The following is an 18,496-nucleotide window of genomic DNA, read 5'->3' on the forward strand; positions in this document are numbered from 1 at the left end:
CCAGGGCGCCCGCCTCGAGCAGGGTTGGGACGGCACGATGGTGTCGGACCACCACTGGCTCTCGGCCCGTATCGCGATGAACGGGGCCGGCCCCGAGACCGCCCCCGCGCCCGCGGCCACCAGCGATGGCGTGGTGAACGCCGCCCACACCACGAGGACCTCGGCCGAGCCGCCGTCCGGCGACGTGCTCGCCCAGCTGATGCGCCTGCGGTTCGCGTCCAACTACCCGACCATGACCGCCGAGCAGGCCCGCAACGCGATCACCATCGCCCAGGTAGCCCGCGACCTCCAGATCTCCCGCTACGGGCTGCAGATCGCGATCGCCACCGCGATCCAGGAGTCCAAGCTGGTCAACCTGACCGGCGGCGACCGCGACTCCGGCGGCCTGTTCCAGCAGCGTCCCTCCACCGGCTGGGGGAGCCGCGCCGAGGTCACCAACCCGGTGCTCGCCGCCCGCGCGTTCTTCGGCGAGGCCCAGCACACCGGCAACCCCGGACTGCTCGACATCCCGGGCTGGCAGAACATGCCGCTGACCCAGGCCGCCCAGGCCGTCCAGCGCTCCGGCTACCCCGACGCCTACGCGCAGTGGGAGGACGTCGCCGGCGACATCACCGACCTGCTCGGCGGCGACCTGCCCGACCTCCCCGACGACGGCTCCACCACGAACGTCTCCAACTGCCACGACACCGTCAACCCGGTCACCGTCGGCACCCTCAACATCCTCGGCGCCGGCCACACCGACAAGCCGGGGGAGCGGCCCGGCTACGACACCTGGGACAAGCGCCTGCCCGGCGCCATGAGGACGATCGAGAACGCCGGCGTCTCCATCGCCGGCCTCCAGGAGGTGCACGGCCCTCAAGCCAAGGCGCTGGAGACCCAGTACGCAGCCAAGTGGGGCATGTACCCGGCCAGCGGCAAGGCGCAGAACCGGGTGATCTGGGACCGCAACGAGTGGGAGCAGACCGACGCCCGCCTCGTCGACATCCCCTACTTCAACGGCAACAACGTCGGCATGCCGCTGGTCCAGCTGACCGGCACCGCGGGCGGCCCCAGCGCCGGGCAGGTGATCTGGGTCTGGAGCATCCACAACCCCGCCAACACCCACGGCAACGCCGCGGCGCACCGCAAGGAAGCGCTGCGCCGCCAGGCGGCCACCATGGCCGAGCTCGCCGGCACCGGCATCCCGGCCGTCATCCTCGGCGACTTCAACGACGGCGAGGACGGCAACGACTCCTCCCACTGCGCGCTGACTCCCGAGCTGAGCAACGCCTTCGGCGGCTCGGCCGAGCCCTGCAAGAAGCCCAAGCAGGACGCGCCGATCGACCACGTCTACGGCGCCAACCTCACCTGGGCCGGCGCCCAGGTCGACAACAGCACCAAGGCCAGCAAGATCGCCGACCACCCTCTGGTGACCGCCACCACCGCCGGCAGCAGCGCCGGGTGCGCCGTGGCCACCAACGCCAACTACAACCTCGGTGCGGTCAAGCCCCAGCTGACCCAGCTGGTCAACATCCTCGGCCCCATGTTCGACATCAAGACCGTCGGCGGCTACCGCGCCAGCGCAACCGACCCCAACGGTCACCCCGCCGGTCTGGCGGCCGACTTCATGGTTCCGCTGACGCCCGCGGGCAAGGCCCAAGGAGACGCCCTCGCGGCGTACGCCCAGGCCCACGCCCGCCAGCTCGGCATCGACTACATCATCTGGTACCAGCGCATCTGGTCCGTCGCTCGAGCCGACGAAGGCTGGCGGCGGATGGAGGACCGGGGCTCGGCCACCGCGAACCACATGGACCACCCGCACATCAACGTGCTGCCCGACGCCAAGGTGTCCCCGGTCGGTCTCGAGGGCGCCTCATGCGACGAGGTGGTCTACCCGGTGCCGGCGAAGTACGTCGGGTCCGACAATCACAACTGGCACGAGACCGGCCCCTACTGGTCGAACTGGCACACCGGCACCGACTTCTCCGCCCCCTGCGGAACCACCGTCTACGCCGCCCACGCCGGCACCATCGAGATCGACACCAGCCAGGGCTGGGCCGGTCCCCAGCTCGTCAAGGTCACCACCGGCGCCGGCGGCCTGACCACCTGGTACGCCCACATGCAGAACATCAGTGTGAGCCGTGGCCAGACCGTCGCTGCCGGCGAGCCGATCGGCCAGGTCGGCAAGGAGGGCAACGTCTCCGGCTGCCACCTCCACTTCGAGGTCCACCTCAAGAACGGCTCGATCTACGGCCCCGACAACGTCGACCCCTCGACCTGGCTCGCAGAGAACGCATCGCGCCCGAGCCTCGCCGTGTGATCGCACCGGGGCACTGAGAGCACATAGGTGACCAGCGAGGCCCAACCCGTGACCTAGACCCACGACCGCCTGGAGGTGGCCAGACCGATGCAGCGCGAGCGACGACGAGACCCCTACCCCTGGACCTGGGAGGTCCCTCTGGCGGTGACCCTGGCGACCCTGTTCGTCCTCGTCATCGGCATCCAGCTCGGCCGCTCCGTCGCCAATCTGCTCGCCGGCGCCGGATGGACCTGGCCCGACGCCAACGCCGGCGCGTTCCCCTCACCCATCGGCACTGCGTTCTGGACCAGCCTGCCGCGCGTCCTCGCCGGCAACGCCGAGGCCGGGCTGCCCAGCCCTGCCCCCGACGACCTGGCGGGCCGCGGCCTGGTCTGGGGCAGTGTCGCCCTGACCGAGCTGACGTTGCTGGCGGCGACCATCTGGGTCGGCGTCTGGGCCTACCAGCGCTGGGGCCCGGGCCGCATGCGCGGCATGGCGACCGCGGCCGAGGCCGAGAAGCTGCTCGGCATCACCCGGCTCCGCAAGGTCGCCGGCATCGTCCGCCCGGACCTCTACGGCAAGCACGCCGCGACCCCGGCGCCGGTCCAGCGCGCCGCGGGCGATCTCACCGAACAACCCGGCCCGCAGCTGGGCCACGGCCTGAGCCCGTGGCTCCTGGACGGCCGTCGAGCGAAGGAGGACCGATGAAGCTGAGGTTCGACCCCTGGGACGTGGGCTGGCGGATCGGCAACGCCCACGAGCCGCGCGGCGGCGAGCTGTGGGTGCCGTGGGACCGCACCGCCGGAGTGATCGGCCCGCAGGGCTCCGGCAAGACCCTCGACCTGCTCACCCCGGCGCTGCTCGGTGCACCTGGTGCCGCCCTGGTGACGCTGACCAAGGTCGAGGACCTCCTGCTCAGCCTCAGCGAGCGATCCCGCGACGACCGGCCATGCGTGGTCCTCGACCCCTTCGGCCTGGCCGAGGGCGTCGTCGACGAACTGATCTGGGACCCGATCGCCGGCTGCGTCGACCCCAAGGTGGCCGAGCGGCGCGCCAAGGCGTTCACCGCCGGCACCGTCAAGGGCGCGATCACCGGCGGCACCGGCGACGACGCCGCCCGGTTCTACGCGGCCGAGTCCGCAAAGGTGCTGCAGGGCTACTTCCACGCCGCGGCGTTGACCGGCAAGACGCTCGAGGACGTTCTGCAGTGGGTGGCCAACCCCACCGCGGCCAACGAGCCGATGGAGATCCTGCGCCGCCACCCCCACGCCGAGCCGTTCTGGCACGGCCTCCTGCACGGAGCGCTCAACGGTGACGACCGCACCGCCGGCAACACCGTCACCACGGTGCAGCAGGCGGTGTCGCTGTTCTTCCAGGCCGACATCCGCCGCCGCTGCATTCCCAGCCCCGGCCACCCGGCCACCGACCTGGCCGACGTGATCCGCCGTCGCGGCACCATCTATCTCCTCGGCCGCGAGGACCCCTACGCATCCGCCAGCCCGCTGATGACCGCCGTAGCCGAGCACGTCTTGGACACCGGGCTGCTGCTGGCCAACAGCTCCCCGTGGGGCGGCCGGCTGTGCCCGCCCCTGGTCTCGGTGCTCGACGAGCTGCCCTCCACCGCCCCGCTTCCCACGCTGCGCACCCGGATGGCCAACGAGCGCGCCCTGGGGTTGAGCTTCATCTGGGCTGCCCAGACCCGTCCCCAGCTCACCAGCATCTTCGGCGAGCACGAGGCTCGCGCGCTGCTCGGCCTCACCAACACCCTGGTCATGTTCGGCGGGTCCAAGGACGTCGCCTTCAACCAGGAGATCTCCGACCTCCTCGGCCAGGTCCGGATCGGTCGACGCACCCACCGCGGCAGCGGCGGCGGGTACGAGGGCGACGACATCGCGATCATGCGACCCGAGGAAGTCCGCCAGCTGCCCGAGCGCCAAGCCCTGGTGATCGCCGAGAACGGCAAGCCGATCATCGCCAAGCTGCACCGCTGCGTCGAAGGCAAGGCCGGCGAACGGCTCCTGGCTGACCAGCGGGCACTGCGCGAGCGCCTGACCAACGACCGGCGCATGGTCATCACCCCCGAGGCCCGCGCCACCGCCGCGCTCGTCGAGGCCCGCCGCCTCGGCTTCGTCGACGACGAGAACGACCACACGAGGAGTGAACTGTGACCACCGAGCAGCAGACCCGCCGGGCGGCGCCCACACTGATGGTCTTCCCGTTCCCCGTCCCCGGAGACCACGTCCGGCTCGCCTACCGCGAGCTCCACATCGCCATCAACGGCACCGAGGAGCAGAAGAAGGCGCTTGGCAACCACGCGCTGCTGCCGCGGCCCTGGGAGCCGGCAACCTGCCTGGACCCCGAGCTGCGTCACGACCTGTGGGAGTGGCTCGACGACGTCGTGATCTGGCTCAACCGCGAGTACACCTGGGACGTCTCCGGCCTCATCCCCAGCTGCTGGCCCCGGCACCCGCACCTGGTCCACGAGATCGCCGTCCTGGCCGACCAGCGCCGGCGAGCCGGCCTGGCGCTGACCAGCGACGCGCTCGAGGAGTGGCACCGCTACTGCCTGACGGCGTTCACCGACCGCATGCGCAACAGGCTGCGCGCGCACTGCGACGACGAGCACAAGAGCTGGCCGGCCAAGCCGCGCCACAACGAGCACCTGGCCGACGCCAGCCGCCAGCGCCGCGAGAACACCTTCGCCCACGACATCGACGCCCTGCCCGTCAACCGGCGGGCCCACGAACAGCCGCCGGCCCCGGCAGGCCCGCCGCGGCTGGGCCTGGTCGACCTCGACACCGGCGAGATCCACGACGACGTCGACGACGACGAGGTGGGCGGCGCCGGGCCGCGCACCCGCACCGAGAAGGGGCCGAGGGAATGACACAGGCAACGATGCACGTGAAGGAACGCTCCGAGGCGATCCAGCGCGCCCAGCGCGCACTCAAGGCGCTCGGCGAGCACCCGCGCTCGAGCAAGAAGGAGCTCGGCCACGCGCGCGAGCACGTGAACGCCTGCTACTCCCACGCCTCCGGCGAGCAAGTGTGGGATGCGGTCGCGCAGGTCGAGGCAATGGCCGAACGCCGCTACGGCGTGCCGAGCACCGAGGAGCAGCGGCAGCAGCTCGAAGCAGCGGGCGAGGACCTCGAGGAGCCGGCGACAGCCGCACGCGGCCGAGCTGCGGAGGACCGCGCGATCCCGTCGACGTCGGCGACCACGGACGTGGACCTCACGCCCACTCCATCGCGATGAAGCGGCCGCGACGGGGCCGAATCGGCCTCACAGCGCTTCTGAGAGACGCCGAACCCCGCCTGGCGGGCACTCTCGACCCGTCCGATTGTCAGGGAGCGATTTTGAGCGCGCTCGCCGCGGTCGACGTCCAGGCATAGAACGGGCCCGATCTGATGACCCCAGCGCTGCTCCTCATCGTGGCGATCGCCTACCTCGGCGGCGCCTTCCTGGTGATCGCGGCGCTGGCGAAGGCACTCTCGTCCTGGTCCGCCAGCTGGCGCACGCGCAGCCACGCTGACCCGGTCGACGAGCGCCTGCAGGCCCGGGCCGCCGCGGCGATGGCGGCCGTCGCCGCGCTGGCGAACGTCGCGCCCCCGGCGGCCGACGTCGTCGCCTACCTCGGTACGCCCACCGGAGACGACGCACGTCCCGCGGGCGACGGTGGTCTGGCCGTGACCCGCTTCCGGGCCGGGCACCCTGCCACCGTGGTGTTCGCGCAGGCCGCACTCACCGGCCTGAGCCGCCCCGCGCTGCAAAGCCTCGCCGCGCACGAACTCGGCCACGTCGTCCGACGTGAGCGCTCCTCGGCCGCGGCGCGCTACGGCTGGCTGGCCGGCTACCTGGCTCTGATGCTGGCCGGCGGCGGTCTCACCGTCACGGCTCTCCTCGCCGCGCCCCAGATGGCTGGGCCGGCGATGCTGGCGACGATGAGCGCCGCAGTGGCCTTCCTCGGTCTCCAGGTCGCGTTCGACCGGCGCGAAGAGATCGCCGCCGACCTGTTCGCCGTCGACCTGACCCGCGACCTCGAGGCGGCCGCCGAGCTGATGGGCTTCTACGAGGAGAACGTCGCCAAGCCCACGCCCGCCGGTGGTCTCGGCCGAGCGTGGGCACACCTCGAGCGCCGCTGGTTCGCGACCCACCCGACCCCCCGTGCCCGGCTCGCAGCGATGCGTCGGCACCTGGTCGACCAGCAGACCGACTAGCGCTCGATGGTTCCCTCGGCCGCGGCCAGCGACCGGGGCTCCGTGCCGTAGGTCAGCACACCCTCCTTCGCCATCAGGCGGACGATCCTGGCGCGCAACGCCGGCGGCCAGCCCAGCTCGTCGCCCAGCTCGGTCCAGGTCGGCCCTGCACCGGTGCGCTGCCACACGCCGGCAACATAGGCCGCGGCCCGTTCAGCGTCGCGCGCGGCCGTGTCGCGAGCCGCGGAAGAGACCTGCGCTCGTGCCTGCTGCTGCTCTCGCCAGGCAGCCTCGAAGACCTCCAACGCTGGGGCGGCCCACCCCGGACTGCGCGGTCAGATGCACCGCCAGCCGATGACGCGGCAGCCCGGGTCGGCCCGCAGCACCGACCAGGTCGACGTACTCGGTGACCAGGTCGTCCGGGGGAGTGCCCTCGTAGCCGGCGGCCGCGAGGAACTTCCGTACCTGGGTACGTGTCGCGCGGCGGGGCTGGTTCGTGTCGGGCATGGCACCTTGCTCGGCCGGGGACGGGGCCGCCCAAGGCTAGCGACCGCCACGGGCCGCGCGGCCCGATTTCAGCGACGCGGAGTGCCGGGGCGGGGCGGCCGCGGACGGTTCACGTCCTGCCGGTCGCGAGCAGCTCCCTGCGACGGCGTCGGCGCCGGTGCGCCTTCGCCGTCGATCGGCAGCTCGAGGCGGGACACGATCCGGTAGCGCAGGTCGCGCGCCGGGCTGTCGCCCAGCGGCTTCTCGGCGACCAGGCCGCGCGTGGCGGCGCCGACGTCGTGACCCTGCTCGTGGGCCTCCTGCAGCATCGCCGCGGTGGCCGGCCAGTCGCCCTGCTCGAGGAGCCGCGGGTCGAGCTCGCGCGCCAGCGGAGCCCACCGCTCGGCCGGGGACTTCTCGGCCGCGGCCGAAAGACGGGCGCGCACCTCGCTGCTCTTGTGGAGCTCGGCCAGCGCCGCCTTGCGCGGGTCGGCATCCCAGCTCTTCACCGCGTCACGCAGGTCTCGTCGCGCCTGCAGCTGGGAGAGCTGCAGGCGGGCCTGCACCTGGTTGACTCCCGGCTCCCAGGCGCGGCTGGGACGGGCCGAGAGGATCCGCATGGCCGCGACCCGCGCCTGCTCGGGGGCGAGGTTGTCGAGCCGCTCGGTGAGCAGCTGGTCACCCAGTGCGCGGAAGGCCGGCTGGCCGCTGGCCACCGCCGCGGTGAGCGCGGCCGGGCCGCGCTGGGTGAGCAGGTCGGCGGGGTCCAGGCCGTCGGGGAACCGGGCGTAGCCGGGGTCCAGGCCGTGCGGTGTGAGCATCCAGAAGTCGCGTTCGGCCGCGACCTGGCCTGCGAGGTCGGCGTCGGTGGCCACGATCGGGTCGCGGCCCACCGCTGCCAGCTGGGCGGCCTGCTCGTCGGTCAGCGACGTGCCGAGCGGTGCCACACCGACGTAGAGGCCGTGGCTGGCGATCGTGACCGCCACGGCGTCCATCGGGCCCTCGACGATCACCGGGACCGCACCCTCGGCGAGAAGCTCGTCGACGACACCGAACAGTTGGGCACCCTTGTGGAAGAGCGGGGTGTCAGCGGTGTTGAGGTACTTCGGGCCGCCCTTGTCGGCGTCAGTGAGGTCGGGCCGGCGCCGGCCGACGAAGCCGAGGACCTCGCCCTGGTGGATAACCGGGAACATCACGCGGTCGCGGAACCGGTCGATGAGGCGACCGGTGCTGGCCTCGGTGGCGACGCCGGCGGCTAGCATCTCGGCGTCGCGGACACCGCGGCCGCGGAGGTGGTCGACCAGGTTGGTCCACCCGGCCGGCGCCTGCCCGGGACGGAACCGCTCGTCGCCGGCGAGGTCGACCCCGAACCGGCCAGTGAGGTAGTCGCGGCCCCACGAGTCGGTGAACCGGGACTCGAAGAAGGCCTGCGTGAGCTCGTTGATCTCGACCATGCGTTCCCGCGTGACGGGGGAGGGCTGCCACTCCTCGGCCCGCTGGTACATGAGTCGGAGATCGGCGTCGGTGGGCTCCAGTCGGCTACCGCCGAGGTCGCGGATGTAGGCGGCCAGCGTCAGGTCGGGCTCAACGAACTGGTCCTCGTCGACGTCGACCTGGGCGCCGGCGTCGACGTCGACCAGGGCCTCGTCGGGCGCGTCGACGAGGTGCTCGTCGTACGGGCCGGGGTCCTCGGCGAGCGGCCAGTCGGCCCAGTCGGTGTCGGTGGCGTGGTCGACGAGCGTCGCCGGGTCCGGCTCGAAGCCCTCCCACAGGTCTGCCGGCGGCTCCTCGACGTGGTACTCGTGCGCGTGCTCGTCGGGAGCGGTCTCGAGTGCGATCGAGGTTCGCCAGACCAGTGCCTGGCACTCGTCGACGCCCTCCCAGCCGTCGCTCGGCATCGCGCGGCCGGCGCCCAGCAGTGCCTCGAGCTGCCAGCCGCGCTGCAGGCCGTGGTCGACGTTGGAGACCAGCGCGGGCCACCAGGTGCTGGCCTGGATGCTCGCGGCCCGCTCGGGACCGAACAGATCGGAGAGCCGCGGGGCCCAGTCGGTGGTGACGGCCTCGCCGTGGGAGCCGTCGCCGATCTGCGCGGCGACTGCCGGCGTGAGCTGACGGGCCATGCGCCACCAGACCGCGGCCGCGGCGTGCTCGTCGGGCAGCGGCCCGGCCGGGTGGTCGGCCGCGGTGGCGGTGCGCAGCAGTTGGTGGGCAGTGACGCCGGCGCGCGACATCGCGGCGAGCCGCTCGGCCAGGAGTGGGGTGAACTCGTCGTCGCGGACCTGCGGGGCGAGCGAGTAGAGCAGCTGACGCCATTCCTTGAGCGCCGGCGTGTGATCACCGGTGACGGCGCGGTTGAGCCGTCGCTGCCAGGTCGCGGATGCCTTCTGCAGCTGCGGCGCACCGGTCGGGCGTCGGTCGTCGGTCGGGACCTGCATGGCGGCCCGCCAGACCTCGACGTCGGCCACCGTGGCGGCCTCGGGCCGGATGCCGTTCTGCGCCCACACCGGCAGCGAGGACTGCTCGGCCGCGCGGGTGTGGACCTGGTCAGCGAGCTGCTCGACCAGGTGCGCGCGCTGGGAGAGGTAGGCGCCCCAGTGCGGGTCGTCGGCCAGCCGGGCCGGGACCGCGGGCATCCACGGCAGCGGGCCGGCGCCGGCGTTGCGCAGGCCGGAGGCGTCCAGGCGCCAGTCGAGGACCGCGGCGCGGTCGTGAGCGCTCTCCAGCTCCCGGTCGCCGGCGGCCGCCCGGAGTGCGTCGACGGGGTTCTCGCCGGCCGCGCCGAGCAGCAGCAGGTGGGCCCGGAGGGTCGGCCAGGCGGCCTCCTCCGAGAGCCCGGGGACCAGCGTCTCGACCGCGTTGTCCAGGGCGTCGACCACGTTGACCGGGGTGCCGTCGGCGCCGGGGATCGTGTCGTGTCGTAGGAGATCCTCGGCGGCGACGTAGAGGCTGTCGAGGTAGCGCTGGGAGGCCTCGCCGAGTCGGGTGGCCGGGTCGGCCTGATCGCGCAGCAGGCTGGTTGCGGACCGCTGGGTGTCGTCGCGGGCCAGCATCGACTCGAGGATGTCGGTGGACGTGAGCGGGCGGACCAGCGTCGGGTGGATCACCGAGTGCGGGTCGCCGTCGCCGACGACCTCGAGGTAGACGTGGTTGGCGTGCGCGCCGCGGGTCATCATCGTGTAGAGCTGCTGGCGCGACTCGCTGCCGGTGGCCAGCCCGTGCATCGTGTCGGCGGTGACGCCCTGGGCGGTGTGCACGGTGCAGGCGTAGCCGAGCTCGGTGGACCGTGCGACGTAGTCAGCGGGCAGCCGCACGGTGCGGCCGTGCTGCGTGTGCTGGACCGTGAGCTCGCCGCCGTCGTGGATCTCCAGCACGTGCCAGCGGTCGCCGTTCTTGACCCAGTCGGTGGCCGAGGTCCGCAGGCGACGGTCGTTCTCGCGGGTGATGATCAGCTCGCCGATCGAGGCCTCGTTGCCGTCGGCGAGCCGGCGAACCGGGCCAGTGGCGGCGACGTCGGCCGGGTCGATCCCCTCGAGCCGGTGGGCGCGGGCCTGCTGGTTCAGCTCGCTGACCAGGTCGCGGGTCGGGGCGAGCATGATCGAGTCCAGACCCTCGGCGCGGTCGGCCTGCCAGGCCGCGAAGACGTCCTCGGTCATGGTGGCCAGGTCGCCGACGTGGACCCGGTCGCGGTCGAGGTAGAAGCCGAGCGACTCGGGCTTGCCCTCGCGCAGCGCGAGCGAGGCGGCGCCCTCGGCGGGGTCCTTGAACCGGACGAGCTCGGTCAGCTGCAGTGCTCCGTGGGTGGCGCGGATGTCGCGCAGCACGCCGCCGGCGCCGATCGCGGAGAGCTGCTGGTCGTCGCCGATCAGGCGGACGCTGCCGCCGCGCTCGAGGATGTAGGACACCGCCGTGTCCAGCGAGAGGGTGTCGGCCATGCCCGCCTCGTCGATGACCACGAGGGTGGAGGAGTCGATGCCGGCGACCCAGGCGGGCATCGCGGCTCCGGTCTCGCGGGCCTGCTCGAGGGAGTGGGTCAGCTTGGCCAGGGTGTCGGTCTGGGTGTCGATCTGGGAGCGCAGGGCGTCCGCGGCCGCCGCTGAGGGAGCCAGGCCGATGATGGTGCCGCCGCCGTCAGTCCAGGCGCTGGCCAGGGCGCGCATCGCGGTGGTCTTGCCGGATCCGGCGGGCGCGATCGCCAGCTGGAGCCGGGCGCCGGAGGTGGCCATCTCGCGGACCAGCGTGGCCTGCCCGGCGTTGAGGGTGATGCCGTTGGCGGTCGACTCGAGCAGCGCCAGGTCGACCGAGGATGCCTCGACGGCGTACCCGTCGTGGCGGCCGGCGGCCTCGACCAGGCGCTCCTCGGCGGCCAGCACCTTGCCCGAGGTGAACAACTCGGCGCCGCTCTGGGTGTAGACCGAGGCCCCGTCCGCGCGCCGCAGCTCGACCGGTTCGCTGATGGCGTCCCACTGGCGGGCCATGCTCACCGAGCGGCCGTCGAGGACCTCGCTGACGAGCAGGTCGACGACCTGGGCGACCTGGTTGGTGGGCACGTTGGCGCCACGGACCTGCCGCTGGGCTTCGGCGTAGACGTGCCAGTACTGCCAGGTGCTACGACCTCCCTCCATCGTCGCCACGATCCGGTCGGTGGTCTTGGCGAACCAGGCCGAGTCGGCCAGCGATCGCGCTGCGCCCTTCGGGTTCAGTGCGCCGTGGACCATCTGCTTGACCCGCTGTGGGGTGCCCAGCACCTCGATGGCCTCACGGCTCCAGGTCTCGCGCTGCTCGGCCAGCGAGCGCGGCTCATGCTTGGCCTCGCGGGTCTCCAGCGTCGCCTGCTGGGACAGCTGGATGGTCTCCACCGGTGTGGGTGGCCGCCCGTGGGTGGCCTGGAACGCGGCCGCGAGGACCTTGCGGCGGTCCTCGACGTTGGCGCGGCGCTTGGAGAAGCGGCGGTTCAGCTCGGGGTCGACGCCGACGATCTCGCGGACCGGCCGCTTGCGGGCGTCCTCGTTCGGGCGCTCCTCGAACCGCACGCCGAGGGCGTCGACCAGGTGCCGCTCGAGCGCAGTGTTGTAGGTCTCCGAGGCCGAGACGACCGCCTTGTGCAGCGGCCGGCCGTCGATGGCCAGCCACTTGCCGTCGAGGGTCTGGACCTTGTTCGCCACCGCGACGTGGGTGTGCAGATCGGGGTCGCCGGCGCGGGAGTCGCGGTGGGTGAACGCGGTGGCCACCAGGCCGCGGACGTCAACCTGGCGCACGCCGTTGGTGCCCCGGCGGGTGAACAGGGCCTTCGACTCGATGAAGCCCAAGGCGTCCTTGATCGCCGCTTGGTGGGCCCGCTCGATCACCGCGGCGGTCTTCGGGTCGGCGATCGCCCACAGCACCGAAACGCTCTTGACCGGCGAGAACGTCAGGTCGTAGCCGGCCACCGCGGTGGTCTTCGGGCGGGAGTGCTTGGCGATCGCGGCGGCCAGCTCGCGGGCGTCGACGGGATCGCGGCCGTGCTCGGCACGGAAGAACTCGGTGCCGACCTCGGTGCGGACCTTGGCCCGGTCGGCCGCAGGGACGGGCCAGTCACCGGGCAGGCCGGCGGCCTCGTTGATGGCCGCGATGCGCTTGGCGACCTCGATCCGGAACGGGCTGATGTCGTTCTCGTAGACCTTGTACGGCGTGCCGAGCTGGCGGGCCGTCTTGTAGTCCGCCTCGGTCGGCCGGTCGACGCCACCTCCGTCGATTGGGCGGCCGATGCGCAGGTCCAGGTCCTTGCTCCGCTGGGTGGCCAGCGGGTGGTGACCGGAGCCGAACAGGCTCTGCATGTGGTCGGCGGTGACGACGTCGCCGACGTCGAGTCCCTCGATGCCCTCCATGCCGGAGCCGACCCACACCCCGGGGGTCTCGCCCTTCTCGGTGTAGTAGCTCGCGAGGCCGGTGTGGCCCTTGTCCGTGGCGTCCATCGCTGCGACCTGGCGGGTCAGGTAGTCGTACCCCGACCCCGCCGTCAGCTTGTGGAGGCTCATCGTCACGGTCACCTACGTGCGCGCGGGCGTGCTGTGCGATCACTTCCGGCCGGATTTCTTGTGTGTTCTTTCTATTCGGCGAACCGAGAATGCAAGAGGTGTGTGGCACTTGGGAGTTCGCGGAAATCTGGGGGGACGCTGAGGGGCGTCGGTGACGGCTGGGGCGTCGGGTTCGGATCGGCTGGGTTGGACGGGTTGGGCTGGGTCGCTGGGGGAGCGGTTTTGAAGGTTTCTGGGGTTCGGTGATCGCTCGGGGACCGGGAAATGTCGTAGGTGACTGTCACAGTCCATGTCGACACGAGTGAGGACCGGATGAGTCAGCAGACGATCAAGCAGCAGGCGCGGCGTACGGCGCGGGAGATGGCCGAGAAGCGGCGCAAGGAGCGCGAGGAGCGCGAGCGCCGGGTGATCGACCTGGCCGAACAGGTCATGGTCGCGATCGGTGAGCGCGACGCGGCGGTGGCCGAGACCGAGAAGCGCGCCGGTGAGGCGCTGCGGGAGTTGACCGAGGCTGAGGGCCTGTCGCTGGGCGAGGCCGTCGAGTGGTGCGGCGAGACCGTGACCGTGCGCGAGGCGACGCGGCTACGGCGGCTCGCCAGTGAGCCCCAGGCCGACGACGGCGACCAGGGCGGCGACGGCACGGCGCTGGCGACCGCTGGGAGTGGGGGAGCGGGTGCCGGTTCGTCGGCTGGATGACGCCGGCCTCGCGGCGGTCGCGGCCGCGATCAGCGATCCGGCGGTGCTCGCGCGGTATCGGGCGAAGGTCGCCACGGTGCCGGACAGTGAGTGCCTGTGGTGGACCGGAGCGGTCTCGGGCCGGTCCGAGCGTGAGCGCACCGACGGCGGTGGCCATGGCCGGTTCTGGTACGCGCCGGGGCGGGTGATCATCGCGCACCGGTTCGCGTTCGCGGTCATGCACGGCGTGGACGCGCTCGCAGAGGCGCGGCTGCTCGGGCACCGTTGTCACAACCCGCTGTGCCAGCGGATCGCACCGGAACACGTCGTGGTCTCGACGGCACGCAAGAACCGGCAGGAGTGGGCCGTCCAACGGCGACTGCCCTACAGCCCGCTGGCCGACCCGCGCGGGCCGCGTCGCCGGGCGCGGGAACTGCGCGACCTGGCGCGTGAGGACCCGCAGCTGGTGGCCGACGACCTCGCGCGGCTCCAGGAACTGCTGGGCGAGCAACTGACCCTTTGGTGACCAGCCCGACGCAGAAGGCCGCCCGCACCGTCGATGGTGCGGGCGGCCTTGCGGTTGTTGGTCAGGCTGGCTCGCCGTCGAGGAGCCGACCGAGCGTCTCCCACAGGTCGAGGTAGCCGTCCGCGTCCTCGGGAGACTGCTCGCCCCACTTGGCGTGAAGAGCGCGGATGCGGTCGAGCCGGTCGAGCCGGTCGGGCAGCGCGGTGCGCGAGGCGGCCATGAACTCCACGTCGGCGGCGTGGCCGGTGGTCTTGAGGCCGAGCCGGTGATCGTGGCCGGTGTAGTAGGCCACGAGGATGTTGTCGGGAATCAGGGCGTCGGCGGCGGTGGCGCGGATCTTGTCACCTGCCGGAGTCCACGGGCCGGGGGTGGCGCGCTCCACCAGGGCGCGGAGCGTGGCGTCGTCGTCGCTCATGCTGGCTGGTCCTCCCGCGCGGTCGCGGCGGCGAGGTCGAGCCGCCCGGATGCGGCGGTCGCCACGGCGGTGATCCGGGCGGCCAGCGCCCGCAACTCGGCGGGCGTGCCCTGGATCGCGACCACGTCGTCACCGGCCAGCGTCAGGACCGGCTGGCGGTGCTCACCGGCACCCACCCAGTCCTCGCCGGGGGTGAACACCTGGACGCTGGTCTCTCGGGCTGCCAGCCACTCGATGTGCGCGCTCACGGGGTCACCTCGGCGGGTGCGGTGCCGATGACGCGGCGGAAAGCCTCCACGTCGGCCTCGAGGGAGAACAGGCGGCGCCGGTGCTTGTCGCTCTCGGTGGCGACCTCGCCCAGGACTTCCGCGAGGCCCTCCAGGAAGGCCACGACGGCGTCGGCGTCGACGGCGGCACCCATGGCGACCCACGGCTTGGGCACCCGCTCGGTGGCGGCGTAGGGCATCGCGGACATGGCGGCTCGGATGCGGCGCTGGTCGCGCTCGCTGATCACCGTCGTGGTTGAAGCTGCGTCGTGGTTGGTCATGACTGCTCCTGTTCGGTGGTGGTGCGGTGGGTGTGCTCGGCGTGCAGGGCGTCCAGCGCCGTGGCGACGCTGGACAGGGCCGCGTCCAGGTGGGCGCGGGCGGCATCGGGGGTCCAGCTGCGGACGTCGCGCAGCCGGTGCTCGATGACGATCAGGTCGCAGGCCGTCTCGCTGAGGGTGTGCCGGTCCTTGACGGCGCTGGCCTCGACGTCGGCGGCGGTGGCGGGCGGCTGGCTCATCGCAGGACGTCCTCGACGGCGCGGCGCTTGGCCTCGTCGAGCGTGGCGGTGCGCATTCCCCAGCGCTGCCCGTAGCCGCCGTCGATGTCGGCGTAGAACCCCGGCGCGAGGTAGGTCGCACAGTCGCCGGGGGTGATCCGGATCAGGTAGATGCGCCCGTGCGCGTGGACGCTGGCGGTGTGCGCGGTCCAGCGACCGGGCCAGCGGTCGTCGGCGTCCACGGCGTGCCACTCCACGGGCGTGGGGTCGGGCGTCGTCGGTGCTGCGCTGGCGTGGCTGGTGGTGTCGGTCATGGCTCCTCCTTCGGTTGGGCCGGTGGCGGGCCGGACTCTGGGTCTCAGCCCGCCACCGGAGGAACTGGCGACGGTCAGGCCGGGGCGAGCGCGGTCCAGGCGCGGCGCTTGATCCGGTCGGGGTCGTCGCTGGTGAGCACCCGCGTGGCGCGGGCGGCGTGCTCGTCGCCCTTGGTGCGGACCGGGGCGTAGTGGTCGACGTACTCGGCCACGGACTGGTAGCCGGCCCACGCGGTGTCGCGGATGCCGGCCTGCGTCTCGGCGTCGGCGAACAGCCAGTGCAGCCGGGAGCGACGGCGGCGCTCGGTCTCGCGCACTCGCTTGGTCGCGTTGGCCTCGGTCTTGCCGAACGTAGCGTCGATCAGGGCGTCGAACGCGGCGTCGGTCATGGTCTGCTGGATCAGCCGCTCGGCCTCGACCTGGAACGCGTCGAGGTAGGTGAAGGTCACCCCGAGCGCGTCGCGGGCGGCCTGCACGGCGGCCTTGGCGTTGCGGGTGTGCCGGATCGAGAACGACGACTCGTGGTTGCGCAGCGCCGCGCTCTGGGTGTTCGCGCACACGACGCGGACCGGGGTGACGAGGATGCGGAACGCGCTGGAGCCGTCGTGGCTGTTGAGCGCGGCGATGTTGAGGTCGACGCGGTCGGTGCCGCCGACCGTGAGCGAGTCCGGCAGCTGCATGGTGATGAACACCTGCCGCCCGCCGCGCAGCGACCCGGCGGTGTCGAAGATCGCGCCCGACTCGTCGGCCAGCAGGTTCAGGAACTCGGCGTGGTCCTCGTTCTGCAGCGGGGTGTAGCCGCCGCCGACGACGCCGAGCGCTTCGGGTGCTCCGGTGAACGGGTTGGTGCGCACCGTGGCGAAGCCGGGGACCTCGATCGCGGTGACGCCGCCCTCGCTGACCTCGGCGGTGGTGAGCGGCAACTTGCGAACGTCCCAGCCGCCCAGGTGGCCGAGCCTCATGGCCTCCTCGGCGGTGAACGCGCGGTCGCGAACGGTGGTGCCCAGGCGGTGCCAGGCGTCCTTGCGGGCGAAGACGGCTGCTGCCTGCGTGCCGTGGGTCTCGATCTCGTGTGACATGTCGGGGTCCTCCCGGGTAGCGGATCAAACGAACTGAGTTCATTCTATGGTTTCTATTCCACTGAGGGCGGTTCTCTACAGGAAGAACCGCCCTCAGATGGGGGAGGGGAGCCGATCAGGCGGCGCTGTCGCTGGCCTCGTCGCTGGCCTCGGCGGCGTCGGCGTCGCTGTCGTCCTCGGTGCTCGGCTGCGGCTCCTCGCCGAGCAGGATCCGCTCGACATCGCTGGGCTGGTAGCCCCACTCCACGAGCGCGCCGAGCACGCGGGCGTCCCACGCGGTCGGGTTGCGCCACGAGTGCTTGCCGGTCGTGGCCTCCCACGCGGCGACGACGGCGGCGAGCGTGGTCATGGTCGCGGCCTTCGGCGTGCTCGCCTTGGTCGCGATCTTGTGGCACTCCTCGTGCCCCGCGCCGTAGTAGCCGGTCGGCACGTCGATCCCGAGCAGCGTGAAGAGCATCGGGTGCCGGTGGTCCATGGCCTTGCTCAGCGAGTGGTGGCCGGTGACGACGGCCTCGCAGATCAGGGCCTCGGCTCCCTTCGGGGCGGTCTTGCGGGCCACGAACCCGGCCAGCCACTCCCGGCGCACCGTCTCCGCGCTCGCCCAGGCCTTGTTGTAGGCGATCACGCGGCGGCGCTCCTCGCGGCGCTCCTCGGCCTCGGCTTCGGCGGCGGCGTCGGCCTCCGGGTCGTGAGTCTCGGGGTCGTCGCTCAGGTCGTCGTCGGTGCGTCCGACCCGGCTTCGGTGGATGAGTCCGCTGGCCTCGATGTCGGTGACGACCCACATCTGCCGGTAGACCTTCACGGCCTCGGCCTCGTCGTCGTAGGTGGCGTCCTCGTCGTCCTCGCTCTCAGGGTCGGTCTCGGTCTCGGGGTACTCCCACTCCTCGGTGACGATCACCGCGACGCCATCGAGGGCAGCCCACTGGTCGACCGGCACCGGCTCGCCCTCGACGGTCCGCATGTCCTCCAGCAGCAGCGACCCGTCCGCGTCGTCAGCCTCATCGAAGGACAGCACCGGCAGGCCCTCGGCCCGCAGGCGCTCGACTTCGGCGTCGTACGCGGCGCGCTCGGCGGCCTCGTCCCGCAGCTTCTGGGCCACGTGCTCGACAGAGTCGCCCCATCGGGAGGTCCGCGCGCGGTCCAGGCGCTCGATCGCGGCCTCGTCGTCCTCGAACTCGGCGTAGATCGCGGCGTGCTCCAGCGTGAGGTCGCCCGCCTCGTACTTGGCGCGGGTCTCCCCGGCCTTGCTCACCGCCAGGGCGGCGTTGACGGTGGGGCGGTCGATGCTGGTGCGCTTGGCGATCTGCGCGGCGCTCACGCCGAGCAGGGCCAACTGCTCCATGCCGGAGACGATCTCGGTCTCGCGCATCCCGGCCCGGTGGATGTTCTCGACCATCTGGTCACCGATCCGGTCGGCGTCGTCGGGCTGGGGCACGACACGGGCCGGGATCAGGCCGGTGGGGGTGCCGACCTCGGCGGCGGTGACGGTCCGACGCTGGCCGCGCAGCAGGACGTACTGGCCGTCCTCGTTGCGGTAGACCGTGACGGCCTCCAGCACGCCGCGCTCCTTGATCGACTTGCGGAACTCCTTGTGGTCGGGGCGCAGGTCGTTCCGGACGTTGGTGCCGATGATGATGTCGGCGGGGTCGAGGTGCAGGAACTCCTCGGCCTGGACGGCGTCGGTGGTGGCCTCGTCGGCGGCGGTGTCGGCGGGGGTCTGGATGGTGTCGGTCATGCTGCTGTCCTCCGTG

Annotated in this window: 18 protein-coding genes; 8 read left to right on the plus strand and 10 right to left on the minus strand. The window is 72.3% G+C overall.

The window, feature by feature from the left end; all coding sequences use genetic code 11:
• From ASD66_RS08045 to ASD66_RS08070, 6 genes are all read left to right on the plus strand, one after another.
• Positions 1-2,299: M23 family metallopeptidase (locus ASD66_RS08045; protein ID WP_056890614.1), on the plus strand; the 2,299-nt coding region annotated here is incomplete at its 5' end.
• A gap of 87 nt (positions 2,300-2,386) precedes the next feature.
• On the plus strand, positions 2,387-2,986 hold the full coding sequence (locus ASD66_RS08050; protein WP_056890615.1) for a hypothetical protein: 600 nt from the start codon (positions 2,387-2,389) through the stop codon (positions 2,984-2,986).
• A complete protein-coding gene (locus ASD66_RS08055; protein WP_056890616.1) occupies positions 2,983-4,446 on the plus strand; it encodes a type IV secretory system conjugative DNA transfer family protein in 1,464 nt (487 codons plus the stop codon). The genes ASD66_RS08050 and ASD66_RS08055 overlap by 4 nt, the downstream gene beginning before the upstream one ends.
• Entirely contained in the window at positions 4,443-5,162 is a 720-nt protein-coding gene (locus ASD66_RS08060; RefSeq protein WP_056890617.1) for a hypothetical protein, read from the plus strand. The genes ASD66_RS08055 and ASD66_RS08060 overlap by 4 nt, the downstream gene beginning before the upstream one ends.
• On the plus strand, positions 5,159-5,530 hold the full coding sequence (locus ASD66_RS08065; RefSeq protein ID WP_156388594.1) for a hypothetical protein: 372 nt from the start codon (positions 5,159-5,161) through the stop codon (positions 5,528-5,530). Before ASD66_RS08060 ends, ASD66_RS08065 begins: the two co-directional genes overlap by 4 nt.
• A 152-nt stretch (positions 5,531-5,682) precedes the next feature.
• Positions 5,683-6,492, plus strand: a complete 810-nt coding sequence (locus ASD66_RS08070; RefSeq protein WP_056890619.1) for a M48 family metalloprotease — start codon at positions 5,683-5,685, stop codon at positions 6,490-6,492.
• Here ASD66_RS08070 and ASD66_RS24385 read toward each other — a convergent pair.
• The 3 genes from ASD66_RS24385 to mobF all read right to left on the minus strand — a co-directional run bounded on the left by ASD66_RS24385 (position 6,489) and on the right by mobF (position 12,971).
• On the minus strand, positions 6,489-6,659 hold the full coding sequence (locus tag ASD66_RS24385; protein ID WP_156388595.1) for a hypothetical protein: 171 nt from the start codon (positions 6,657-6,659) through the stop codon (positions 6,489-6,491). The two genes, ASD66_RS08070 and ASD66_RS24385, sit on opposite strands and share 4 nt — an antisense overlap.
• Positions 6,660-6,684: 25 nt before the next feature.
• Positions 6,685-6,978, minus strand: a complete 294-nt coding sequence (locus ASD66_RS24390) for a hypothetical protein (protein ID WP_156388596.1) — start codon at positions 6,976-6,978, stop codon at positions 6,685-6,687.
• A 68-nt stretch (positions 6,979-7,046) separates the two neighbouring features.
• Positions 7,047-12,971: a MobF family relaxase gene (mobF, locus tag ASD66_RS08080; RefSeq protein WP_056890621.1), complete on the minus strand. Its 5,925-nt coding sequence runs from the start codon at positions 12,969-12,971 to the stop codon at positions 7,047-7,049.
• 312 nt (positions 12,972-13,283) lie between these two features.
• On the opposite strand from mobF, the gene ASD66_RS08085 reads away from it, so the two are divergent.
• Together ASD66_RS08085 and ASD66_RS08090 are read left to right on the plus strand one after the other, a co-directional pair.
• Complete coding sequence (locus ASD66_RS08085; RefSeq protein ID WP_056890622.1) at positions 13,284-13,667, plus strand: hypothetical protein; 384 nt, start codon at positions 13,284-13,286, stop codon at positions 13,665-13,667.
• Positions 13,645-14,172, plus strand: a complete 528-nt coding sequence (locus tag ASD66_RS08090) for a hypothetical protein (protein WP_056890623.1) — start codon at positions 13,645-13,647, stop codon at positions 14,170-14,172. The genes ASD66_RS08085 and ASD66_RS08090 overlap by 23 nt, the downstream gene beginning before the upstream one ends.
• Before the next feature lie 61 nt (positions 14,173-14,233).
• Here ASD66_RS08090 and ASD66_RS08095 read toward each other — a convergent pair whose 3' ends face one another.
• The 7 genes from ASD66_RS08095 to ASD66_RS08125 all read right to left on the minus strand — a co-directional run bounded on the left by ASD66_RS08095 (position 14,234) and on the right by ASD66_RS08125 (position 18,480).
• Entirely contained in the window at positions 14,234-14,587 is a 354-nt protein-coding gene (locus ASD66_RS08095; RefSeq protein ID WP_056890624.1) for a hypothetical protein, read from the minus strand.
• The gene (locus tag ASD66_RS08100) at positions 14,584-14,835 is read right to left on the minus strand and encodes a hypothetical protein (RefSeq protein WP_011755703.1); all 252 of its coding nucleotides are present in this window, start codon (positions 14,833-14,835) and stop codon (positions 14,584-14,586) included. Before ASD66_RS08100 ends, ASD66_RS08095 begins: the two co-directional genes overlap by 4 nt.
• The gene (locus tag ASD66_RS08105) at positions 14,832-15,134 is read right to left on the minus strand and encodes a hypothetical protein (protein WP_056890625.1); all 303 of its coding nucleotides are present in this window, start codon (positions 15,132-15,134) and stop codon (positions 14,832-14,834) included. Before ASD66_RS08105 ends, ASD66_RS08100 begins: the two co-directional genes overlap by 4 nt.
• Positions 15,131-15,373 carry a hypothetical protein gene (locus tag ASD66_RS08110; RefSeq protein WP_056890626.1) on the minus strand — a complete coding sequence of 81 codons (243 nt, stop codon included), beginning with the start codon at positions 15,371-15,373 and terminating at the stop codon, positions 15,131-15,133. The genes ASD66_RS08105 and ASD66_RS08110 overlap by 4 nt, the downstream gene beginning before the upstream one ends.
• Positions 15,370-15,666 (minus strand): hypothetical protein, encoded by a 297-nt coding sequence (locus ASD66_RS08115; protein WP_056890627.1) that lies wholly within the window; start codon positions 15,664-15,666, stop codon positions 15,370-15,372. The genes ASD66_RS08110 and ASD66_RS08115 overlap by 4 nt, the downstream gene beginning before the upstream one ends.
• Positions 15,667-15,740: 74 nt before the next feature.
• A complete protein-coding gene (locus ASD66_RS08120) occupies positions 15,741-16,745 on the minus strand; it encodes a DUF932 domain-containing protein (protein ID WP_056890628.1) in 1,005 nt (334 codons plus the stop codon).
• Positions 16,746-16,860: 115 nt separating this feature from the next.
• A complete protein-coding gene (locus ASD66_RS08125; protein WP_056890629.1) occupies positions 16,861-18,480 on the minus strand; it encodes a ParB/RepB/Spo0J family partition protein in 1,620 nt (539 codons plus the stop codon).
• Between the last annotated feature and the right edge of the window lie 16 nt (positions 18,481-18,496).

The sequence above is a fragment of the Nocardioides sp. Root151 genome (assembly GCF_001427925.1).
GTDB lineage: Bacteria > Actinomycetota > Actinomycetes > Propionibacteriales > Nocardioidaceae > Nocardioides.